General features: G+C 71.2%; 16 protein-coding genes and 1 tRNA gene. 7 read left to right on the top strand and 10 right to left on the bottom strand.

Features of this window, described 5'->3' with window-relative positions:
* The first annotated feature begins 78 nt into the window (after positions 1–78).
* A complete protein-coding gene (locus ACIBJF_RS38725; RefSeq protein WP_399181099.1) occupies positions 79–645 on the top strand; it encodes a hypothetical protein in 567 nt (188 codons plus the stop codon).
* Here ACIBJF_RS38725 and ACIBJF_RS38720 read toward each other — a convergent pair.
* Complete coding sequence (locus tag ACIBJF_RS38720) at positions 642–3,530, bottom strand: lectin (RefSeq protein ID WP_399181097.1); 2,889 nt, start codon at positions 3,528–3,530, stop codon at positions 642–644. The two genes, ACIBJF_RS38725 and ACIBJF_RS38720, sit on opposite strands and share 4 nt — an antisense overlap.
* A 262-nt stretch (positions 3,531–3,792) precedes the next feature.
* Here ACIBJF_RS38720 and ACIBJF_RS38715 point away from each other — a divergent pair, with 262 nt between their 5' ends.
* The gene (locus ACIBJF_RS38715; RefSeq protein ID WP_399181095.1) at positions 3,793–5,628 is read left to right on the top strand and encodes an arabinofuranosidase catalytic domain-containing protein; all 1,836 of its coding nucleotides are present in this window, start codon (positions 3,793–3,795) and stop codon (positions 5,626–5,628) included.
* A gap of 46 nt (positions 5,629–5,674) precedes the next feature.
* Here ACIBJF_RS38715 and ACIBJF_RS38710 read toward each other — a convergent pair whose 3' ends face one another.
* Together ACIBJF_RS38710 and ACIBJF_RS38705 are read right to left on the bottom strand one after the other, a co-directional pair.
* A complete protein-coding gene (locus ACIBJF_RS38710; RefSeq protein ID WP_399181094.1) occupies positions 5,675–7,321 on the bottom strand; it encodes an APC family permease in 1,647 nt (548 codons plus the stop codon).
* A gap of 123 nt (positions 7,322–7,444) precedes the next feature.
* Positions 7,445–8,491, bottom strand: coding sequence for a trypsin-like serine peptidase (locus ACIBJF_RS38705; protein ID WP_399181092.1), 1,047 nt, complete (start codon positions 8,489–8,491; stop codon positions 7,445–7,447).
* Between the two features lie 367 nt (positions 8,492–8,858).
* On the opposite strand from ACIBJF_RS38705, the gene ACIBJF_RS38700 reads away from it, so the two are divergent.
* Complete coding sequence (locus ACIBJF_RS38700) at positions 8,859–9,158, top strand: hypothetical protein (protein ID WP_399181090.1); 300 nt, start codon at positions 8,859–8,861, stop codon at positions 9,156–9,158.
* A 40-nt stretch (positions 9,159–9,198) separates the two neighbouring features.
* Here the strand turns inward: ACIBJF_RS38700 and ACIBJF_RS38695 are convergent, their stop codons facing one another.
* The 3 genes from ACIBJF_RS38695 to ACIBJF_RS38685 all read right to left on the bottom strand — a co-directional run bounded on the left by ACIBJF_RS38695 (position 9,199) and on the right by ACIBJF_RS38685 (position 12,097).
* On the bottom strand, positions 9,199–10,278 hold the full coding sequence (locus ACIBJF_RS38695) for an alpha/beta hydrolase family protein (protein ID WP_399181088.1): 1,080 nt from the start codon (positions 10,276–10,278) through the stop codon (positions 9,199–9,201).
* Positions 10,279–10,570: 292 nt separating this feature from the next.
* Positions 10,571–11,332, bottom strand: a complete 762-nt coding sequence (locus ACIBJF_RS38690; RefSeq protein ID WP_399181087.1) for a tetratricopeptide repeat protein — start codon at positions 11,330–11,332, stop codon at positions 10,571–10,573.
* A 153-nt stretch (positions 11,333–11,485) separates the two neighbouring features.
* Positions 11,486–12,097 carry a TetR/AcrR family transcriptional regulator gene (locus ACIBJF_RS38685; RefSeq protein ID WP_399181085.1) on the bottom strand — a complete coding sequence of 204 codons (612 nt, stop codon included), beginning with the start codon at positions 12,095–12,097 and terminating at the stop codon, positions 11,486–11,488.
* A 239-nt stretch (positions 12,098–12,336) separates the two neighbouring features.
* Here ACIBJF_RS38685 and ACIBJF_RS38680 point away from each other — a divergent pair, with 239 nt between their 5' ends.
* From ACIBJF_RS38680 to ACIBJF_RS38670, 3 genes are all read left to right on the top strand, one after another.
* Complete coding sequence (locus ACIBJF_RS38680) at positions 12,337–13,356, top strand: aldo/keto reductase (RefSeq protein WP_399181083.1); 1,020 nt, start codon at positions 12,337–12,339, stop codon at positions 13,354–13,356.
* A 63-nt stretch (positions 13,357–13,419) separates the two neighbouring features.
* The gene (locus ACIBJF_RS38675; protein WP_399181082.1) at positions 13,420–14,298 is read left to right on the top strand and encodes an LLM class flavin-dependent oxidoreductase; all 879 of its coding nucleotides are present in this window, start codon (positions 13,420–13,422) and stop codon (positions 14,296–14,298) included.
* A 51-nt stretch (positions 14,299–14,349) separates the two neighbouring features.
* Positions 14,350–14,424 (top strand) — tRNA-Leu (locus tag ACIBJF_RS38670).
* Between the two features lie 26 nt (positions 14,425–14,450).
* On the opposite strand, the gene ACIBJF_RS38665 is transcribed toward ACIBJF_RS38670, so the two are convergent.
* The 3 genes from ACIBJF_RS38665 to ACIBJF_RS38655 form a co-directional block, all read right to left on the bottom strand.
* The gene (locus ACIBJF_RS38665) at positions 14,451–14,786 is read right to left on the bottom strand and encodes an antibiotic biosynthesis monooxygenase family protein (protein ID WP_399181080.1); all 336 of its coding nucleotides are present in this window, start codon (positions 14,784–14,786) and stop codon (positions 14,451–14,453) included.
* Positions 14,787–14,883: 97 nt separating this feature from the next.
* Positions 14,884–16,857: a GTP-binding protein gene (locus tag ACIBJF_RS38660; protein WP_399181078.1), complete on the bottom strand. Its 1,974-nt coding sequence runs from the start codon at positions 16,855–16,857 to the stop codon at positions 14,884–14,886.
* Positions 16,858–17,068: 211 nt separating this feature from the next.
* Entirely contained in the window at positions 17,069–17,674 is a 606-nt protein-coding gene (locus ACIBJF_RS38655) for a hypothetical protein (protein ID WP_399181076.1), read from the bottom strand.
* A 425-nt stretch (positions 17,675–18,099) separates the two neighbouring features.
* Here ACIBJF_RS38655 and ACIBJF_RS38650 point away from each other — a divergent pair, with 425 nt between their 5' ends.
* Entirely contained in the window at positions 18,100–18,582 is a 483-nt protein-coding gene (locus tag ACIBJF_RS38650) for a carboxymuconolactone decarboxylase family protein (RefSeq protein ID WP_399181074.1), read from the top strand.
* Positions 18,583–18,598: 16 nt separating this feature from the next.
* Here the strand turns inward: ACIBJF_RS38650 and ACIBJF_RS38645 are convergent.
* On the bottom strand, positions 18,599–19,430 hold an 832-nt coding region (locus ACIBJF_RS38645), incomplete at its 5' end, for a LysR family substrate-binding domain-containing protein (protein WP_399181073.1).

The raw sequence follows: 19,430 nt of genomic DNA, 5'->3' as shown, positions 1-19,430 counted from the left end.
CTCCACTCAACGGCATGTTCCGGGTGCCATGCGCGGTCGGTGATTGCGTCCACGATCGGTGATCGTCACCCTGGGCGGGTGATCCTGGTTCCAGGCCGGCTGTGGCAGGGGAGCCCGGTGCGCAGGGCACTGGGCACCGGGCTCCCCGCAGGCGCTTTCTTCGCCGCCTTCGTCCTCGTGGAGTCGGGCTCGTGGGTCGGCGCGGCCGTCGTCTTTCTGATCCTGAGTCCGTTCCACGGCATCCGGTCGGCACGGCGCATGGGCAGAGCATGGCCAGGGGCCCAGGACATGAACGCCTCCGACCGCGCGGCGGTGGTGCGTGCCACCCGGCGCGGCGAGGCCATCGACGACCCCGCGCTGGCGCCCGCGGTCGTCGAGTACGCCGACGGCCTGTGCCGAGTCGCCGAGGAGGACCGGCTGCGCCGCCCGCTGGTCCTCCTCGTGACCGCCCTTGCGATCGTGCTCGCCGTGTACGACAGCTTGACGGCGCCGACCGGCGTGCTCGTCGTGTCATGGCTGGTGGTCGCGCTCCTGCTCGCCGACATCGCCTGGTGGCCCGGCAGACGCTCGCGCGTGCTGAGCCGGGTGGAGCGGGCGCGGGAGCTCGCCCGCTCCGCCCGCACCGGAGACCGCCCGGCGCTCTAGGCGCCGAAGCCGATGGCGAAGACGTGCAGTCCCCCGGCGGCGACATCGGACGGCAGGCGCACGCTGCTGACCGTCTTGCCCGCGCTCAGGGCCACCGGCGTCGTGGCGAACACATACGTCTGCGTGCTGTCCGACGCGGTGCCCGCATGGTTGCGGTAGGGCAGGGTCACCGCGACGGTGTTGTCGGCGAGCGGTGAGGCGGCGCCCGCGCTCAGCGTCCAGTCGGAGAGGCCGAGGGCGACCGACTGGGTCGTGCCGTCGGTGTAGGTGACGGTCGCGGTGCCGGACGCCGGGCCGTTGTTGGCGGCCCCCAGGAAGGAGATGCTGCCGGAGCCGGACGTCCGTACCGTCTGCCCGTTGGCCTCGTAGTTGTCCCGTGCGCCGGACGCCACGTCGGGCCAGGTGAACGTGACCCCGTTGACCGTGAGCTTCGCACCGGGGGTGACTCCCGCGGTGGCCAGGGCGTGCGCGGAGTAGCTGTAGCCCGCGCCGTCGAAGTCGGCCGAGGCCGCGGCGGTGTCGCCGGACGTCCCGACGCCCGTGTAGCCGGGCGCGCCCGGATAGGAGCGCGGGGCGGCGGAGGCGTCCGACGCCCAGGACGTGTTGGGGGAGGTGCCGAGTACGTAGGTGAGGGTGCCGCCGCCGGTGAGGGCGCCGTCGGGCGCGTGGGCGGCGTTCCATGCCGTGCCGTTCCAGGCGGCGGACTGGACGTACGGCGCGTCGTCCGCCGCCCCCGTGCCGTTGATCGTGAGGGTGCGGCCGGACGGCAGGGTGATCAGCGCCTGGCTGAAGAGCGGGCTGCCCAGCGCCAGGTCGGCGGTGCCGGGGGTCTCCGGGTACATGCCGAGGGCGGACCACACGTACCACGAGCTCATCTCGCCCAGGTCGTCGTTGCCCGCAAGACCGGACGGGCTGTCGGTCCAGATCTGGTCCTGGACCTGCCGGACGACCTGCTGCGTCCGGTACGGGCGGCCGATGTAGTCGTACTCCCAGGGGATGTCGAGGCTGGGTTCGTTGCCCAGGTCGGTGTATCCGCCGGCGCCGGTCAGCGAGGACAGGTCCGTGTCCAGGTACTTGGCCATGGCCGCGTCACCGCCCATGGCGGTCGCCAGCCCGTGCACGTTGAACGGCACCATCGGCGTGTACTGCCAGGAGTCGCCCTCGACGAAGTTCTTCCCCGACGTCGGCGAGAAACCGGCCGTCCAGGTGCCCGAGGCGTCGCGGGGTTGGATGAAACCGCTGCCGAAATCGAACAGGTTCCGCCAGTCCTGCGCCCGGTCCGCGAACCTGTGCTGATCGGCGGTGTGTCCGAGGGCACCGGCGAAGGCCGAGACGGCGAAGTCGGCCGAGTCGTACTCCAGCGTGGTGGACCCGGCGCCGTAGAAGTTGCAGCAGCCGTACCTGCCGTTGCTGGGCAGCCGGCCGAGTTGCTCCAGGTAGGCGAGCCCGGGCCGGTTGTCGTTGGGGACGGTGGCCTCCGCGATCATGCCCTTGAGCGCGGTGGCGGTGTCGAAGTTCCTGGCGCCGAAGGCGTAGTAGTCGGCGATCATCTCGTCCGCCGGATCGCCGACCATGACATGGGTCTCGCCGTTGTTCTCCGACCACTTGGGGAACAGGCCGGTCTGGCGGTAGTCGTCGACCATCGACTGAGCGGTGTCCGAGGCGGTCTGCGGCGCGACCAGGGCCTCCAGCTGGGCCTGCGAGCGGTAGACGTCCCAGCCCGAGTAGTTGGCGTAGGCGCCGCCGTGGCCGGGGTCGACGGTGTGGACCTTGCCATCGAAGCCGGGATAGCGGCGGTTGGTGTCACTGATCACGTTCGGATGCAGCAGCGCGTGATACAGCGCGGTGTAGAAGATTGTCTGCCGGGCGGGCGTCCCGCCGGCGATCCGCACCCGTCCCAGCAGGGACTTCCAGGCGTCGTGTGCCGCGCCGCGCACCTTGGCCAGGTCCCAACCGCCGTTCTCAACCTGCCGGTTGCCCACGGCGCCAGCGGCCGACACATAGGAGATGCCCACCTTGGCCTGAACGGTCCGGTCGGTGGTGGTGTCGAACGTGACGTAGCCGTCGGAGCCGCTCGCCCGGGGAGCGAAGGCGTGGGGCGTACGGGACACGCTGCCGTGCAGCGTGGGCTCGTTCGGCTCCTCGGGAGCGCTGGGGGAGGCGTGGGTCCTGGGAGTGGTGGGTGTGGCGGCGGCCAGGGCGGTGCCGCTGCGACGGAACGGCTGGTCGAAGACCATGTCGTAGTAGACGGTGTAGGAGTTGCCCTCGCCGCAGAAGTTGCCGCTGGTGACCTTGCCTCTGACCTCTGTGTCGTTCACCAGGTCGAACTCGGCGGCGCTGTCGCCGTTCTCGCTGCTCGTCAGCTTGAACAGCAGGTTCGCCTGACGGGTGGACGGGAAGGTGAAGCGGGCCATGCCGCTGCGGGTCGTGGCGGTCAGTTCCGTCTTGACGCCGTTGTCCAGCGACACCGTGTACGAGCCGGGCGTCGCGGACTCGTGGGCGTGCGAGAAGCCGTCCGTGGCGCGCGTGTCGACGGCGCCGACGGTCGGCAGCACCGGGATGTCGCCGGCGGCCCGGCAGCCCGGTCCCGCGATGTGGGTGAGGCCGAATCCGGTGATGGCCGAGTCGGCGTACTCGTAGCCGCCACCGTCCGGCCGGTGCGGGCTGGTGTCGGGGCTCCACTGGACCATCCCGAACGGGGTGTCGGCCCCCGGGAAGTCGTCGGCGGCGTGCGAGGTCCCGATGAACGGGTTCACGAGCGAGGCCGGATCGGCGACCGGCGCGAGGGTGACGGGAGCGGCGTGGACGGGGGCGGAGACGGCACCCAGAACCAGGGCGCCGGTGGCCAGCACGGACAGAAGGCGGAACGGCACCATCGTGACCATGTCCCTTCGACAACGTTGTCCCGAAGGTTGCCCCTTCAGTCCCGGCTGTCAAGGACGCGCGGTACAGAACCAGCCGTTCGCCTGACAGAGCGTCACATTGGTCGAATGTCCGCCACCTTGGCCCAAGTCCAAAACTTTTCATAAGGCCAAAGCAACAAATCTTGACGGCAACCACCACCGTGCGTACGTTCCGCAACGGCCGCTCCGGCGCTCCAACTCGACTGCTCCCAGCCCCCCATCACCCCCCATCGAGGAGCCCAGCATGCGCGGAAGCCCCAGATCACTCGCGTCGCTCCTGGCCGTCGTCGGCCTCGTCCTCGGCGCGTTGCTCGGCCTGCCCGGACTGTCACAGGCCGCGGGTTCGCTGCCCTGTGACGTCTACGGCGCCGCCGGCACTCCCTGCGTCGCCGCGCACAGCACGGTGCGCGCGCTCTTCGCCTCCTACGACGGCCCGCTGTACCGGGTCACCCGCGCCTTTGACGGGGCCGGCACCGACATCGGGCCGCTGTCCCCGGGCGGTTACGCCGACGCCGGAGGGCAGGACAGGTTCTGCGCGGACACCACGTGCGCCATCACGAAGATCTACGACCAGACCTCCCGGCACAACGACCTCACCCCGGGCCCGGCGGGCACCTCCGGCATGGGCGCGGACCGGGGCGCGGACGCCTCAGAGATCGCCGTCACCGCCGGCGGCCACAAGGTGTACGGCGTGTGGATCTCGCCCGGAGTCGGCTACCGGTACACAGGCGCCGCCTCCGGTGTCGCCGTGAACGGACAACCGGAGGGTGCCTACATGGTGGCCAGCGGCACCCACGTCGGCTCCGCCTGCTGCTTCGACTACGGCAACGCCGAGAGCACACCGGCCGACACCGGCAACGGCCACATGGACGCCGTGAGCCTCGCGACCACCTGCTACTTCGCACCCTGCACCGGCTCCGGACCCTGGGTCGAGGCCGACCTGGAGAACGGCATGTTCCAGGGCGACAACGGCTCCAACACCGCCAACCTGGGCAACGGCAGCACCTTCGTCACCGCCGTGCTGAAGAACAACGGGCAGACGCGGTACGCGCTCAAGGGCGGCGACGCGCAGTCGGGCGGGCTCACCACCTGGTGGGATGGCGCCCTGCCCACGCGCGGCGGCTATCAGCCCATGCACCAGGAGGGCGGCATCATCCTCGGCACGGGCGGCGACAACAGCAACTGGAACATGGGCACGTTCTTCGAGGGCGTGATGGTCTCCGGCTACCCGACCGACGCCGCCGAGAACGCCGTCCAGGCGAACATCGTCTCCGTCGGCTACTCCGGTGAGACGAACGTCCCCAACGGCCCTCAGGGCACCATCACCGGCCCCGGCGGCGCGTGCGTCGACGTGGCGGCCGACGACACCGGCACTGACGGGGCGGCCGTACAGCTGTGGGACTGCCAGTCGTACGCGGAGGACCAGCACTGGACCCACTACGCCGACGGAACCCTGCGCACGCTGGGCCGGTGTCTGGACATCGTCGGCAACGGGACGGCGAACGGTACGAAGGTGGAGCTGTGGGACTGCGATGGTGTGGGTGGGCAGAAGTGGGTGCAGCAGGGTGATGGTTCGCTGCTGAATCCGCAGTCGGGTCGGTGCCTGGACTCTCCCGGTGGTGCGACGGGCAACGGGACGCGGCTGCAGATCTGGGACTGCAACGGCTCGGCGGCCCAGAAGTTCTCGGTCGACGGGGGCGCTCTGATCGCGGGCCCTGGCGGCGCGTGCGTCGACGTGGCGGCCGACGACACCGGCACTGACGGGGCGGCCGTACAGCTGTGGGACTGCCAGTCCTGGGCGGTCGACCAGCACTGGTACCACCGCACCGACGGCTCCCTCGGCACGCTGGGCCGGTGTCTGGACATCGTCGGCAACGGGACGGCGAACGGTACGAAGGTGGAGCTGTGGGACTGCGATGGTGTGGGTGGGCAGAAGTGGGTGCAGCAGGGTGATGGTTCGCTGCTGAATCCGCAGTCGGGTCGGTGCCTCGATTCTCCCGGTGGTGCGACGGGCAACGGGACGCGGCTGCAGATCTGGGACTGCAACGGCTCGGCGGCCCAGAGGTTCCGGCTGAGCTGACAGCGGATCACCCCTGGACCGCTACGGCGTCAAGCCGTGTCGGGTGTCAGTGGATGTTCTCCTCCTCCGGCACGACGACCTGGTCGATCAGTCCCTGGATCTGTTCGCTGGGCAGGGCGACCGCCATGGCCCAGTAGTAGATGACGAGGCTGAACGCGGCCGTGACGCCCATGTCCCACCACAGCGGGAACCAGGGGTGCTGGAGCGGCCCGAAGTCGCTGAGGTAGACGATGAGCCCCATGCCCACCAGGTAGACCGGCAGCCATTGCGCGGCGCGCAGGTCGAGCTGGGGAGTGATGGGGTTCATCTTGAACACCCGATTCGCGATCAGGATGACGTAGCCGAGCAGGATGGCGACGCCGAGCTTCCAGTCGGTGGTCCAACCCGACCACAGGATCAGCAGGTTGGCGACGATGAAGGCGAGCGGAGACAGCACGCCGCCGCCCGGCAGCCGGTAGGGGCGGTGGGCGTCGGGCAGCCGGTTGCGGAACACCCCGAAGGAGAGCGGAGCACCGGCGTACATCAGCACGCTCGCGCTGGTGATCAGGCCGACCAGGGAACGCCAGCTGGGGAAGGGCAGGAAGCAGATGCAGCCGACCACGAAGGCGGTGATCAGACCGACCCAGGGGACACCGCGCCGGTTGGTGTTCTCGAACGCGGACGGCACGTAACCGTTGCGGCTCAGGCCGTACGACACCCGGGAGGAGCCGGTGATGTAGATGAGACCGGTGCCGGCCGGGGAGACCACGGCGTCGAGATAGAGGACCGTGGCCAGCCAGCCCAGGCTGATGAGCGTGGCGACCTGGGCGAACGGCCCGCTCAGCGCGGTGAACGCGGAGTCGGCCCAGTGGTGGCCGATCTGGGAGGCGGGCAGCGCGGCGAGGAAGGTGACCTGGAGCAGGATGTAGATGAGGATGCCGAGCAGGATCGACCCGATCACCGCCCGCGGGATGTCCCGCTTGGGGTTGGCGCTCTCGCCGGCGAGCTGGTCGGCCTGCTCGAAGCCCAGCAACGCGAAGATGATGCCGCTGGTGGAGACGGCGGACAGGATGCCCTTGGCCCCGTAGGGGCTGAAACCGTCGGCCGCGGTGAAGTTGCTCGTGTGGAACTGGGCGATGGCGAACACGAAGATCGTCAGCAGGGGGACGCCGACCTTCCACCACGTCGCCGCGCTGTTGGTGCGCGCCAGCAGCCGGATGCTGAGGAAGTTGATGGCCGTGATGACCGCCATCAGTCCGACCGCGACGGCGATTCCGGCCGGGGTCAGGACATGCTCGCCGCCCTTGACCTTCTCCCAGCCGCTCGCCCAGGAGTAGTGCTGGCCATATGTGATCATCGCCAGCACCTCGATGGGCGCCACCGTGGCCGCCTGCAGCCAGGAGAACCAGCCGAACGACGCGCCGGCGGCGCCGCCGAAGGCGTAGTGCGGGAAGCGCGCGGTGCCACCCGAGACCGGGTACATGCCGCCGAGCTCCGCGTGCACCAGCGCCAGGATCAGGATCGCGAGGCCGCCGATGGCCCAGGAGATGATCGCCGCCGGCCCGGCGGCCGCCAGGGCACCCTGCGCACCGAACAGCCACCCGGACCCGATGATCGACCCCTCCGAGGCCCAGATGAGGCCGACGAAGCCGATCTCACGCCGGAGCCCGGGTTTCCGGGTCTTGGGGCCGGTCGCCGTCTCTGACACAGCCATGGTGCACGCCCCCTCGATAGGGTGACGAACATCACTAGCGTGATGTTCGTCACTATGCTGCCATGATGACGAGGCCATGGCGCTCGCCGTGCGCGCACCGGTTTCTGACGGGGTTGCGCCCGCCTATGAGCCGGACGCAGGCCGCGGACCGGCCGGTGGGGCCCCAGTGACCGCAGCTAGGTAGAGGGAGCGGGTGGCGGTGCCGAAGTAGGCGCTGTAGGAGACCTGAGGGGTGTTGCCGCCGGTGTGATAGCCGCCGATCACTCCCACGACCGCCCATCCGCCGGGCCAGGGCACGAGCATGGGGCCGCCGCTGGTCCCGCCCACGAAGGCGTCGCAGGCGATGCGCGGGAACGTGCCCGGGTCGGCCGGGTCGTCGCTGTCCCACCGGGTGGTCCGGCTCCAGCACTCCAGCGGCTTCTCCGCCCCCGCCGGGTAGCCGATCATCCGTACCGGGGCGTGGTAGTAGCCGGTCCCGGTGAGCAGCCGTACTCCACCGACCGCGTTCTCCAGGAGTGTTCCTTCCTGGTTGGGCTCGGTGACCGCGAAGGTGAAGTCATAGGCGGCACCCGCGTGTTCACCCAGGTCGTAGTACTGCTGGGAAACGTAGACGCCGTTGGTGCGCACGGGGAAGATCCCGAACGGCTTGAGGCTGTCGTGGTACTGCGGGACGAAGGCCAGATGCCGCCTGGGCGAGGTGCCCGCGTAGCCCTTCAGGCAGTGGCCGGCGCTCAGCACCAGGTCGCGACCGGGGCTGCGTACGACGGAGCCGCTGCACGTCCGGCCGGCACCGGTGCCGTCCGCCCAGAAGAAGGTGCCGGCCTGGGGGATGCCGTCGAAGCTCCTGCTGGGCGGGATGTACTCGCCCGGCCGGGGGCCGTCCACGGCAGGGAACGCACCGGTCGCCGTCGTATCGGTGCCGGTGCCGGTGCCGCTGCCTTCGAGGGCGTTGGCGGGCAGCGCGGCCTCCATGCGGGCCGGCGTCCAGTAGGCGTCGAGCTGATCAGCCAGCGGGTTGGGGTCGGCCGTGACGCTGCCGTCGGAGGCCGTGGCGGTGTCGGCGGGCGCCGTGGCCGTCTCGGCGGACACCGTCGTGGTGGGGCCGGCACAGAGCAGAAGGGCTGCCGCACAGACGGCGGCGTGTCGCGCGATCCTGGTCCCGGGCCCCATCAGTTCCCCTCAGAGCGGACGCAAGTGACGGCCCACCATAAGCCCGCGCCCCCGGACAGGACAGCGCCCTCAGCCGCACTGGTCGCACGGCGACCCGACAACTCTCCCAGGACACATCTCGTCGGCGTTCGCAAGACCGGCCGCAGTCAGCCGGAAACCTTCCCTCGGGACAGTCCTCACGCCGAGAGCGCGAGCCTGCAGCCGGCGCGAGCGTGTCCACCGGGTGCTTCCGGCGGCGCACCGGCGAGAGGCCCGTCGCGTCCCGGGCATGGACCCGGGAGAGGCATGAGACGAATGAGGTGCGACCTGCGGGGTAGACGCCCGTACCGGCCAGAGGAGTCATCGGCTCCACCGGAAGGAGAAGGCCATGAGGAAGCTGATACGGAACGTGGGAGCCGCCGGCGCTGCCACCGCGATGGTCGCCGGCGCGCTCCTCGTCGGAGGCAGCCCCGCGGCGGCTGCTCCACAGGACACCGGACACACCACCGCCGGCGCCACGCCGGGGCCCGCCGGCCACGCCGAGTACCGCCACCGCGGGCTTGCGTGCATGGACCCGTGGGTCGCCGGTCAGCTGGCGATGTTCGATCCCGCCGCCCGGCACCGCCTGGCGGTGTTCGACCCGTGGATCAAGGATCAGCTGGCGCGTTACACCCCTCCCTCCTGTTAGCCCCTGTGACGCTCCCGCTGCCTTCTCGCAGGCGGCCCGGTCACTTCACGAACACCATGTCCGGGTACTTCGGGGACGGCCCCGCGAGCAGCCGGCCGCTGCCGCCGCGCAGCCAGTGATCGAAGTAGGCGGAGACGTACGCCTCGTTGGTGCGTATCGCGGTGGCAGGGTCGATGGTGCCGATGTCGTCGGTCCGCTCGCAGGGCCGTAGACGCAGCCGGGGCACGAGCGCCTCCGCGTCGGTGAACGAGCCGTGCTCGGAGCCGCGCAGCGTGAGCTGACGGTTCCACCCCGGGGTGTGGGCACGGAACGCCTGCCAGCCCGGGCCGGTGTCCGTGTCGCCGTCCTTGCCCAGCAGCAGGAACGGCCGGTCGAGTCCGTGTCGGGCGACGGGCATGAGCGAACCGTCGATGTTGGTCAGGTTGCCGTCCATGTCGATGCCCGCGGTGATCCGGTGGTCGGCGTCCATCGCCAGCGCGGCGGCCGTACCGCCCATGGAATGGCCGAACATGCCCACCTCGGCCGGATTCAGCGCCCCGGCCAGGCCCTTCGGCAGCGGCTGTCCGTCCGCGTCGGGGTTCCGGCCGCTGTGCAGCGCCTGGAGCTGGTCCAGGACGAAGCCGGTGTCGGTGACGCGGACCGACAGTGCCTTGCGCACATATGCGTCGGCCGCGTCGGGGCTCGGGGGCGGCGGCATCGTGGCGAGCGAGCCGTCCGGGAACTGGACCTCGGGCGACTCGTAGGTGTTGTCGATGGTGACGACCGCATAGCCCCGGCCGGCCAGATCGGCCGCCAACGTCGTGCCCCAGGTGCGCGGTTCGCCCAGTCCCGGTGAATAGAGCACCACCGGAAGCCGCCCGCCCCGCCCGGCGGCCACGGGAGCGCCCCGGGTCACGTGGGTGACGGTGCGGGCCCAGTCCGCCCGGCCGGGCGGAACGTGCAGCCCGAGGTAGTCGTTCGCCGTGACCGCGTCGAAGTGGGCGGCCGCCGCCGGCAGCATGTACGGGGCCGCCGGACGACCGGCCGTGTGCGTCGCGGGGTAGTACACGCTGACCATCAGCTCGCGCCGGCCCTGCCCGGAATGCCGGGGGTCGGGCCGTGAGCGGTCGACCAGGTGCATGTCCACCTCCCCGACCCGGAACCTGCCGCCCGGGGCGGGGAGGGAGAGGGGACGACGGGCACGGGGCCGCGGGGGCCGGGGAGTTTCGGGTGGCCGCGGCGGCGGGCAGAGCCGCGGTCAGCGTTAAGAGCGCGGTGACGGCGCAGGCGGCGAGCGCTCGTCGCCGGGTGCCCCTGCGAGGTGCGGGCGGCAGATGATTCGTCATGGATGAAGCCTGACGGCACGTCGGCTTACCGCACATCGGGGGAAGTCCCCGATCTTGCGTCTCGGGGTATCCGTAGGGGCTGATCTGTCACATGCCGTCGATGCGGTCGAGCAGCGCCCGGGCCTCGACGGTGCGGTGATGGTCCGGGCCGAACGCGTCCCGGCAGGTGTCGTGGGCGGCCATGGCCCGGGTGCGGGCCTCGGCGGCGCGGCCCAGCCCCAAAAGCGCGGTGGCGACGGCCAGTTCGACGGCCCCGTTCTCCGTGCGCGAGAGGTCCTCGGGCAGTTTCCGGCACAGCGCGCCGGCGCGCTCCGCCTCGGCAAGAGCCTCCTCGTGGCGGCCCTGACCGTTGAGACTGCGGGTCAGGCCCAGGTGGAGGACCAGTGACAGCCGGCTCGGTGCGCGGTGGGCGGCGAGGGTCTCGCGGGCTATCGCCTCGGCCTCCTCGTGGCGGCCCTGCTTGTTGAGGGCGAAGACCAGCCCGTTGCGGGCGGCCCCCGCTATGAGGGGCGTCTCCGGTCCCACGCCACGGCCGGCGATCCGGGCGACGGCCGCGCACTCCGCCTCGGAGTCGGCATACCGGTCGAGTGCGAGCAGTGTCTGCGCGCGGTCCGAGCGGAGTTTGAGCGTCTGCGGGTGCTCGGCGCCGAAGGCCCGGCCGAACACCGGCAGCAGTTCGTCGTAGGTGGCGAGGGCGTCGGCATGGCGGCCCTGGGCGCTCATCGCGAGCGCGGCGACGCTCAGTGCCAGCGGTCCGTAGGAATCGAGTCGCAGCACCGACCGGGCCTCGGCAACGGCGCGGGCCTCGGCCTCCGCCTCGGCGTAACGCCCGACCTTGTACAGGCTCATGGCCTGGGCCAACGGGGATGTCGGAGTCTTTCCCGCATCGTTTCGGCCACGTGACCGGAAGAGTTTCATGCCGGGAGCATACGGATGCCGCACACGCGGGCTGGAGGGAGCGGCGACAATACGCCACTGGGCCATGCCGTGGGCCCGCCTCCCTCACCTGCCGGGCCGGTGGTCGGTGTGTTCGGCGCGCAGGCCTTGGATCAGGAACGCCACCAGTCGGCGCGCGTCGTACCGGGGGTCGCTCTCCGCGCCGATGCAGAGGTTGCCGACACCCCGCATGAGTTCGTAGGCGTTCAGGTCGGAGCGGATCTCGCCGGCGGCGGCCGCGGCGTCGAGCAGCTCGGTGCAGACGGGGACGAGCCGGTCGAGGAAGTAGCTGTGCAGTGTGTCGAAGCCGGCGTTGTCGGACTTCAGCACGGCGGCGAGTCCGTGCTTGGTGACCAGGAAGTCGACGAAGAGGTCGATCCACCGCCCGAGTGCGCCATGGGCGGTGGCACTCGACTCCAGCAGTGCGGGACCGGCCTCGGCCAGGCTGTCCACCTGGTGCCGGTAGACGGCGATGATGAGATCCGCACGCGTCGGGAAGTGGCGGTAGATCGTTCCCACCCCGACGCCTGCCCGCGCCGCGATGTCGCGTACCGGTGCCTCCACGCCCGACGTGACGAAGGCCGCCGCGGCCGCGTCGAGCAGTGTCTCCTTGTTGCGCCGGGCGTCGCTCCGCCTGGGCCGCGCCGCGCGCCCCGGCCCTTCGCCGCTGTCGTTCACAGCGCCGCTCCTTCCACAGCGTGCTTGCTAAACGGAACAGTGTTCCGTATCGTCTTTACCGGAACGGTGTTCCGCTTTGCTCATCGTGTCAGAGCGCCGGGCCGACCGCCAAGCCGGGTCGGCCAGGGCGGGCCGTGCCATCGCCGCGACGCTTCACCTCCCGCAATCGGCTTCCGCGACACACCCCCTTCTGGTCATCGGTTTTCCACGACGCTCCCCCCGCAGTGAGGAGACAGGTCATGCAGTACCGCACCTTGGGCCGCACCGGCGTGCAGGTCAGTTCTCTCGCGCTCGGCGCGATGAACTTCGGCAGGATCGGACGCACCACCCAGGACGAGGCCACCGCCCTCGTCGACGCCGCTCTCGAAGGCGGGATCAACCTCGTCGACACCGCCGACATGTACGGCGACGGCGAGTCGGAGGGGATGGTCGGCAAGGCCATCGCGGGCCGCCGTGACGACATCGTGCTGGCGACGAAGGCCGCCATGCCCATGGGCGACGAGCGCAACCACCGGGGCGGTTCACGCCGCTGGCTGGTCACCGCGCTGGACGACAGCCTGCGCCGCCTCGGCGTCGACCACGTCGACCTCTATCAGATCCATCGGTGGGACCCGAACACCAGCGACGAGGAGACCCTGTCGGCGCTGACCGACCTGCAACGCGCGGGAAAGATACGCTACTTCGGCTCCTCTACCTACCCGGCGTACCGCATCGTCCAGGCCCAGTGGGCCGCCCGCGAGCACCGCCTGAGCCGTTACGTCACCGAACAGCCCAGTTACTCCGTCCTGCAGCGCGGTATCGAGAGCCATGTGCTGCCCGTGACCGAGGAGTACGGGCTCGGTGTGCTGGTGTGGAGCCCGCTGGCCTCGGGCTGGCTGTCGGGCGCGATCCGCGCCGGCCGGGACATCACGACCAACCGCTCGGCGTTCCTGCCGCAACGCTTCGACATCAGCGTTCCCGCGAACCGGGCCAGGCTCGAAGCCGTCGAGCAACTGGCCCGGGTCGCCGACGAGGCCGGCCTCACGCTGATCCAGCTCGCGCTCGGTTTTGTGACCGCGCACCCCGCGGTGACCAGCGCGCTCATCGGCCCCCGCACGCCGGACCACCTGCAGGCCCAACTCGCTGCCGCCGACACCGTGCTGTCCGCCGACGTGCTCGACGCCATCGACGCGATCGTGGCACCTGGTGTCGACCTGGCTCCCGAGGAGAAGCACGACACCCCGCCCGCGCTGCTCGACCCCGCACTGCGACGCCGGTGAGCGCCGCATCCACCACGGCCATGTCCTGTACCGGCAGCTTCCTTGTGGAAGGACCAACCACTCATGCCGCACCCATCCCGGCCGCGCTTCGGCATCATGACCGCGCCCTCGCAGGTCGACTACCACGACCTTCTGCGGGTCTGGCGTGAGGCGGACGCGATCCCGCAGATCGAGCACGCCTGGCTGTTCGATCACCTCATGCCGATCTTCGGCGACCCGGACGGTCCGGTTTTCGAGGGGTGGACGCTGCTCTCGGCCCTCGCCGCCCACACCCGCCGCCTGCGCATCGGCGTGCTGGTGACCAGCAACCGGTTCAGGCCGCCCGCGCTGCTGGCCAAGATCGCCACGACCGTCGACATCGTCTCCGGCGGGCGGCTCGACCTCGGCATCGGCGTCGGCTCACGCCCCGGCCATCCCCTGGCCCGGCGCGAGTACGCGGCACACGGCCTGCCCTTCCACGACTCCGCGCACGCCGTGGCGAGCCTCGCCGAAGCCTGCACGGTGATCCGGCGGCTGTGGACGGAAGCCGAGCCCTTCGACTTCCACGGCACCCATCACCACCTCACCGGAGCGTTCGGAAACCCCAGACCCGTCCAGCGCCCCCACCCGCCGATCCTCATCGGCGGCCGCTCGTCCGCGACACTGCGCGTGGTCGCCGAGCACGCCGACCTGTGGAACATCCCCGGCGGCGGTGACATCAAAGACATCGCCGGCCGCAGCGCCCTGCTGGACCGCTACTGCGCCGAGATCGGCCGTGACCCCGCCTCGGTCACCCGCTCGATCCACCTGCCCGTGTCCTACGACGGGCCCGGCGGCACCCGGGACAGGATCGGCGAGGCGATCGACGCCGGCTTCCGGCACATCGTGCTCGGACTGCCGTCGCCGTACCCGGTCGGGGTCGCCCGGTGGGTCGCCGACGAGCTCATCAGCCCGTCGGCCTGAGCCGTCCCGGCGGCCCTCCCGGCCCGGTCCTGGCGTATGATCATCGGCAAGGCGGGGTCGTAGCACAGAGGTAGTGCGCCGCGACAGCATCTCGGAGGACGTCGGTTCGAATCCGGCCGCCCCGCCCCTTCCCGTCCCAGCGGCACTGGCTCTCACGCCCTGGAGTGCGTCGACCGGACCCGGAACAGACGCGGCTGAACATCCGTTGCGATCCCGGCCGCCTGGTCCATGTGGACGCGGGCCTCGGGGTTGTCGAGCATCGCCCGGTAGTGCTCCTCGGTCTCCCACTGCGCGTAGTTGATCACACGTTCGCCGTCCAGGGAGGCGTGGAAGTTGGCGCAGACGAAGCCGGGTTGGTGCCTCATCGTCTCCTCGGTGGCGCGCGCGAGCAGGGCGATGAGCTCGTCCTGACGCTCCAGTGGGACGGTGAAGACGTTGATGAGCGTCGCCACGGGACGTGCCGTGTCGACCTGGATGGTAACAGTCATGTAGGTATTCCTCCCCTTACCGGTCGGGGGATTGTCCGGTGCACCCTCGCATTCCCTCGAACGGAGGCGGGCCGCACCGGATCAGGTCTCCGGCGACTCACACCCTGCGGTGCGCGTGCAGGAGGTATTCCTCGCGGTGCAGGGGGTTGTGGTCGGTGCGGCTGCGGGTCCGCGGGGTCGTCGCCGGGCGGTGGTGGTCGAAGGCCGTCTCCAGGACGCCCTCGCCGCCGGTGAGTTCGGGCAGCTCGGCCTCCAGGCCGTGCACCTGGTCCGCGGGCACGTGGCCCTCGACCACGTAGACGTCCCCGAGCGCGACGGGCGGGCCGGTGAGGGCGCGGCGGCGCGCCAGGGCCGGTGACACGGCCGCGTAGGCGTCCTGCGGGAACTCCAGGCGGAAGCGGTGCACCGGCTCATGCACGAGGGTCCCGGCCCGGCGCAGCGCGCTCATCAGGACCAGCGGGGTCAGGCCGCGGAACTCGCCGGCCGTGCTGCGGATGCTGCAGAAGCCCGAATGGGTCATCGTCACCAGGCAGTCGGGCACCTGCCAGCCGTACAGACCCTGCCGCAGCGTGGCGTGCACCGTCTCCTCGACGGCGCGCATGTAGCCCAGCGGGAGCGAGCCGAGCTCGACCTCCCGGCGGAAGACGACCCCTCCGCCGACCGGGCCCGGCTCCACCCGCAGCCCCACGGTGGCCAGGAACGGATTCCCGCCGTGGTCGATGATCTCGTACGCCGCTCCGGTCCCGGTGACGCGCTCCACGCAGATCGGGGTGGTCTCCCGGAACACCACCGCGAGCCCGTACTCCTCGGCCAGAGTGGTGGCGAGGACCTCCTTTTGCACCTCGCCGTACAGAGAGACGGAAAGCTCCTGGCCCTCGGGATCTTGCCGCAGCCCGATCAGCGGGTCCTGCTCGGCGAGTTGGGTCAGGGCCAGGTGCAGGGCACCCTTGTCGGCCGGGTCGGCGGGCACCACGACGGTCTCCAGCGAAGGCGGCGCGAAGACATGCCGGTACGGGCGGTCGTCCGGCTCCCGGCCGATCGCGTCCCCGATCCGGACGTCGGCGAGACCGCGCAGCGTCGCGATCTGACCGGCCCGCACCGACATCCGCCGCTCCACCGCACCCCGGTCGAAGACGGCCAGCTCCGTGACCTTGCCCTCGCGCCCCGCGACCGGGACGCGCTCGCGGACCCCGAGCTCGCCGGAGAACAGCCGGGCGTACGCGATCTTCTCGCCGCTCTCGCCGCGCTCCACCTTGAACACCCGCCCGGACAGCGGCCCTTCGGTCTCGCCGCACCCGGCGGGCAAGAACTCCCGTACGCCGTCGATGAGTTCGGCGATCCCGGTGCCGGTGATGGCCGAGCCGACGTAGACGGGATGGACCTGACCGGCGCGGGTCCGCGCGGCGAGTGCGGTACGCAGCCGCTCGTGGGTGACGGAGCGCGCGTCGGTGACGTATGCGCCGAGCAGGGTGTCGTCGAGGAGGGTGAGCGTGTCCAGGAGGCGCTGCGTGAAGGTGGTGTCCTCCGGAGCGAAGGCCACGGCCCGCGCCTCGGCTGTGCCGATACCGCCGACGATCCGCGCCATGGGGATCACGGGCACGTCGAGCCTGCGCTCGATCTCGCGCAGGACGCGGCCGTCGTCGGCACCACGCCGGTCGGCCTTGTTGATGAACAGCAGTGTGGGGATGCCGAGCCGCTTCAGCGTCCGCATCAGCACCCGGGTCTGCGGCTGCACACCCTCGACGGCGGAGACGACGAGCACCGCGCCGTCCAGGACGCCGAGGACGCGTTCGACCTCGGCGATGAAGTCCGGGTGCCCAGGGGTGTCGACAAGATTCACGGAGACGGCGGAACCACCGCTGCCGAGAACGAAGTTGGCGACCGCAGTCTTGATGGTGATGCCGCGACGGCGTTCCAGCTCCAGGCTGTCGGTCCGGGTACTGCCCGCGTCGACGCTGCCGATCTCGTCGATGACCCCGGCCGCGTACAGCAGCCGCTCGGTCAGGCTCGTCTTACCGGCGTCGACGTGCGCCAGGATTCCCAGGTTGAGCGTGTGTGACGTGGTGCGCACAGAGCGTCATGTCCTTCAGGTCGATGGCCGTTCCTTTCGTGTGGGACATGAACTGTCGGCGCATCGGTCGGCTCCTTGGTCACAGGTCACAGAGGGTTGCGCGGGCAAGCCTGGCACAGCGGACATCGGGCGGCGAGGCAATTTCCGGCACGGCGTGGCGGGGCGGACGCCGCACGGGGCGCCCGCGCGGCAGGGTCGGCGTCCGGGTGGGTCATGCGAAGGCCGCCTCGGCGGTGGCGTGCCGCGGCTCGCGGGGGCCGGCGATGCGCAGCGACGCCCGGCCGCCGGAGGGCGTGCCGTCGGCCCGGAGGTGCTCGCCTGCGAAGGCCGGCCGGTGCAGGCGGTAGGACAGCGATCGCACCTGCCGATCGGGGGCGTTCCTGCGTACCGGTTCCAGCATGAGCAGGGCCGGCAGCGGGCCGTGGACGACGAGGCCGGGATAGCCCTCCACGTCACCGCAGTACGGCGCGTCGTAGTGGATGCGGTGGGCGTTGGCGGTGAGCGCGCTGAACCGGAACAGCAGGGTCTCGGTCGGCTGCAGGCGCAGGTGCCACGGACCCTCGGGCTCCGGTAGGGCCGAGTCGTCGAGCGTGGCCGGGTGCCGGGGCGCGGAGCCGTCGCCCGAACGGTAGACGATGTCCTGTTCCTCGACCAGACAGAGCCGGCCGCCCTGCCCGAACTCATGACGTTCTGTCACGAACAGCAACTCGCCGCTGCGGCCCTGCTTGGGTGTGACCGCGGCCAGGCTGCTGACGCGCTCGGCGGGCTCGCCCAGGCGCAGCGGCGCGGCGATCTCGCAGCGTCCGCCGGCGAACATGCGCCGACGGCGGGGATGGGCGGCAGAAAACGGGCGTCGCGCGGATGTCCGTCGGGGCCGAGGGCCTGCTGGGGCGCCCAGTGCAGGAAGTACAGCCACTGCCACAGGGGCGGCAGGGGGTCCCCTGGCCCGGCGGCGGGACCGGGGAGGTCCAGCAGAGCCGACAGGGCTGCCGCCGGGGCCGGCGGCAGCGCGTCCTCGTCGGTCACCGGTTGCGGATGCCATGACTCCACGTGGGAGGCGAGAGAGGCGGGCATGGGCGTCGTTCCTTGTCGGGCGGACGGCCGTGGCGGCGCAGCGGCCGCCGGTGGCGTGAAGGAGAGGGCGAGCGGGCGGTGACGTACCGCGGAAGCCGGCCGCCCACACGTGGTAGTTTATAATTCAACATCTATGGATGGTTGGCCACCGCAGTCGGAGGAGTCCAGTTGAGCAGTCCCGTCACGGCCGGCGCCACGCGGCGGATCTTCATCGACAAGCAGAGCCCCAAGGCGTATCACGCGCTGGTGCAGACATCCGAGGCGGTCCGGACGACCGCGGCCGAGGCGGGCCTGGACCGCACCCTGGTGGAGCTGGTCAACCTCCGGGTGTCCCAGATCAACGGCTGCGCCTACTGCCTGCACGTGCACACCCGCGCCGCACTGCGGGCCGGCGACACCCCGGACCGCCTGGGCGTGCTCGCCGCCTGGCGTGACACCGAGCTGTTCACGCCGGCCGAGCGGGCCGCCCTGGCGCTGGCCGAGGCGACCACCGCTGCCGCGGACGCCGCCGCGCAGGACGCCGCCTACGCGGCGGCGCGGGACGTGCTCACCGACGACCAGATAGCGGCGGTGACCTGGGTGGCCGTGACCATCAACGCCTTCAACCGGGTCTCGATCATGAGCAGGCATCCGGTGCGGCCGGAGCGCTGACGGCACGCGTGCGTGCTCACGGCGTGGGGCGCGGGCTGTGACCGATCGTCTCCAGCAGCCGGGCGATCAGGGGATTGCGGTCGTTTCCGCGCCAGGCGACGGCGACCCGCGTGCGAGCCGTGCCGGGAACGATCCGGCGGAAGGCCACGCCCTTGAGCCGGACCCGACGGATGCTCGCGGGCGCCACGGACACTCCCAGCCCCGTCTCCACCAGGGCGCACACCGTCTGCCACTCCACCGCGTGCTGCGAGATCCGGGGCGTGAAGCCCGCCTCCTCGCACAGGCCGGTGATCCGGTCGTACAGCTGCGGGCCGACGGCGCGCGGCAGCAGGACGAACGGCTCGCCCGCCAGCTCCGCGAGCGGCACCGTCCGTCGGGCGGCCAGGGGGTGGGCGGCCGGCAGCACGGCCACGAACGGCTCGCTGAGTACGGTCCTGAAGCCCAGCTCGGACACGTCGGCCGGGGGCTCCCGCAGCAGGCCGATGTCGATGGTCCTGTCGCGCAGGGCGTCGAGCTGCGGCGCGGTGGTCATCTCGCGGATGTCGAGATGCGCGTCGGGGAACCGCTGCCGGAAGTCGCGTAGCAAGCCGGGCAGGACGGTCAGGGCCAGCGAGGCGGCGAAGCCGATCCGCAACCGCCCGGACCGGCCGCTGCCCACGGCCCGCGCCGCGGCCAGCCCGTCGGCGAGCCCGGCCAGGGCCTGCCGGGCGGCCGGCAGCAGCGCACGGCCGGCCGCGGTGAGCCGCACGCGCCCCGGTTCACCGGGTTCCTCCGAGGATGCCCCGGCCTTCAGGCCGGGGAGGAATCGGACTCCTGCGGAGCAGGGCAGGGATAGCCGGATCGCCGTC

The sequence above is a fragment of the Streptomyces sp. NPDC050743 genome (assembly GCF_044456925.1).
In the GTDB taxonomy this organism is placed as follows: domain Bacteria; phylum Actinomycetota; class Actinomycetes; order Streptomycetales; family Streptomycetaceae; genus Streptomyces.
This window is presented reverse-complemented; position numbering and strand designations above follow the sequence as displayed.

Coding starts and splice junctions, on each gene's coding strand:
- ACIBJF_RS38665 (WP_399181080.1), bottom strand. CDS start 14,786: ATGACTGTTACCATCCAGGTCGACACGGCACGTCCCGTGGCGACGCTC.
- ACIBJF_RS38695 (WP_399181088.1), bottom strand. CDS start 10,278: ATGCACCTGGTCGACCGCTCACGGCCCGACCCCCGGCATTCCGGGCAG.
- ACIBJF_RS38700 (WP_399181090.1), top strand. CDS start 8,859: ATGAGGAAGCTGATACGGAACGTGGGAGCCGCCGGCGCTGCCACCGCG.
- ACIBJF_RS38720 (WP_399181097.1), bottom strand. CDS start 3,530: ATGGTCACGATGGTGCCGTTCCGCCTTCTGTCCGTGCTGGCCACCGGC.
- ACIBJF_RS38690 (WP_399181087.1), bottom strand. CDS start 11,332: ATGAGCCTGTACAAGGTCGGGCGTTACGCCGAGGCGGAGGCCGAGGCC.
- ACIBJF_RS38715 (WP_399181095.1), top strand. CDS start 3,793: ATGCGCGGAAGCCCCAGATCACTCGCGTCGCTCCTGGCCGTCGTCGGC.
- ACIBJF_RS38655 (WP_399181076.1), bottom strand. CDS start 17,674: ATGTTCGCCGGCGGACGCTGCGAGATCGCCGCGCCGCTGCGCCTGGGC.
- ACIBJF_RS38710 (WP_399181094.1), bottom strand. CDS start 7,321: ATGGCTGTGTCAGAGACGGCGACCGGCCCCAAGACCCGGAAACCCGGG.
- ACIBJF_RS38675 (WP_399181082.1), top strand. CDS start 13,420: ATGCCGCACCCATCCCGGCCGCGCTTCGGCATCATGACCGCGCCCTCG.
- ACIBJF_RS38680 (WP_399181083.1), top strand. CDS start 12,337: ATGCAGTACCGCACCTTGGGCCGCACCGGCGTGCAGGTCAGTTCTCTC.
- ACIBJF_RS38705 (WP_399181092.1), bottom strand. CDS start 8,491: ATGGGGCCCGGGACCAGGATCGCGCGACACGCCGCCGTCTGTGCGGCA.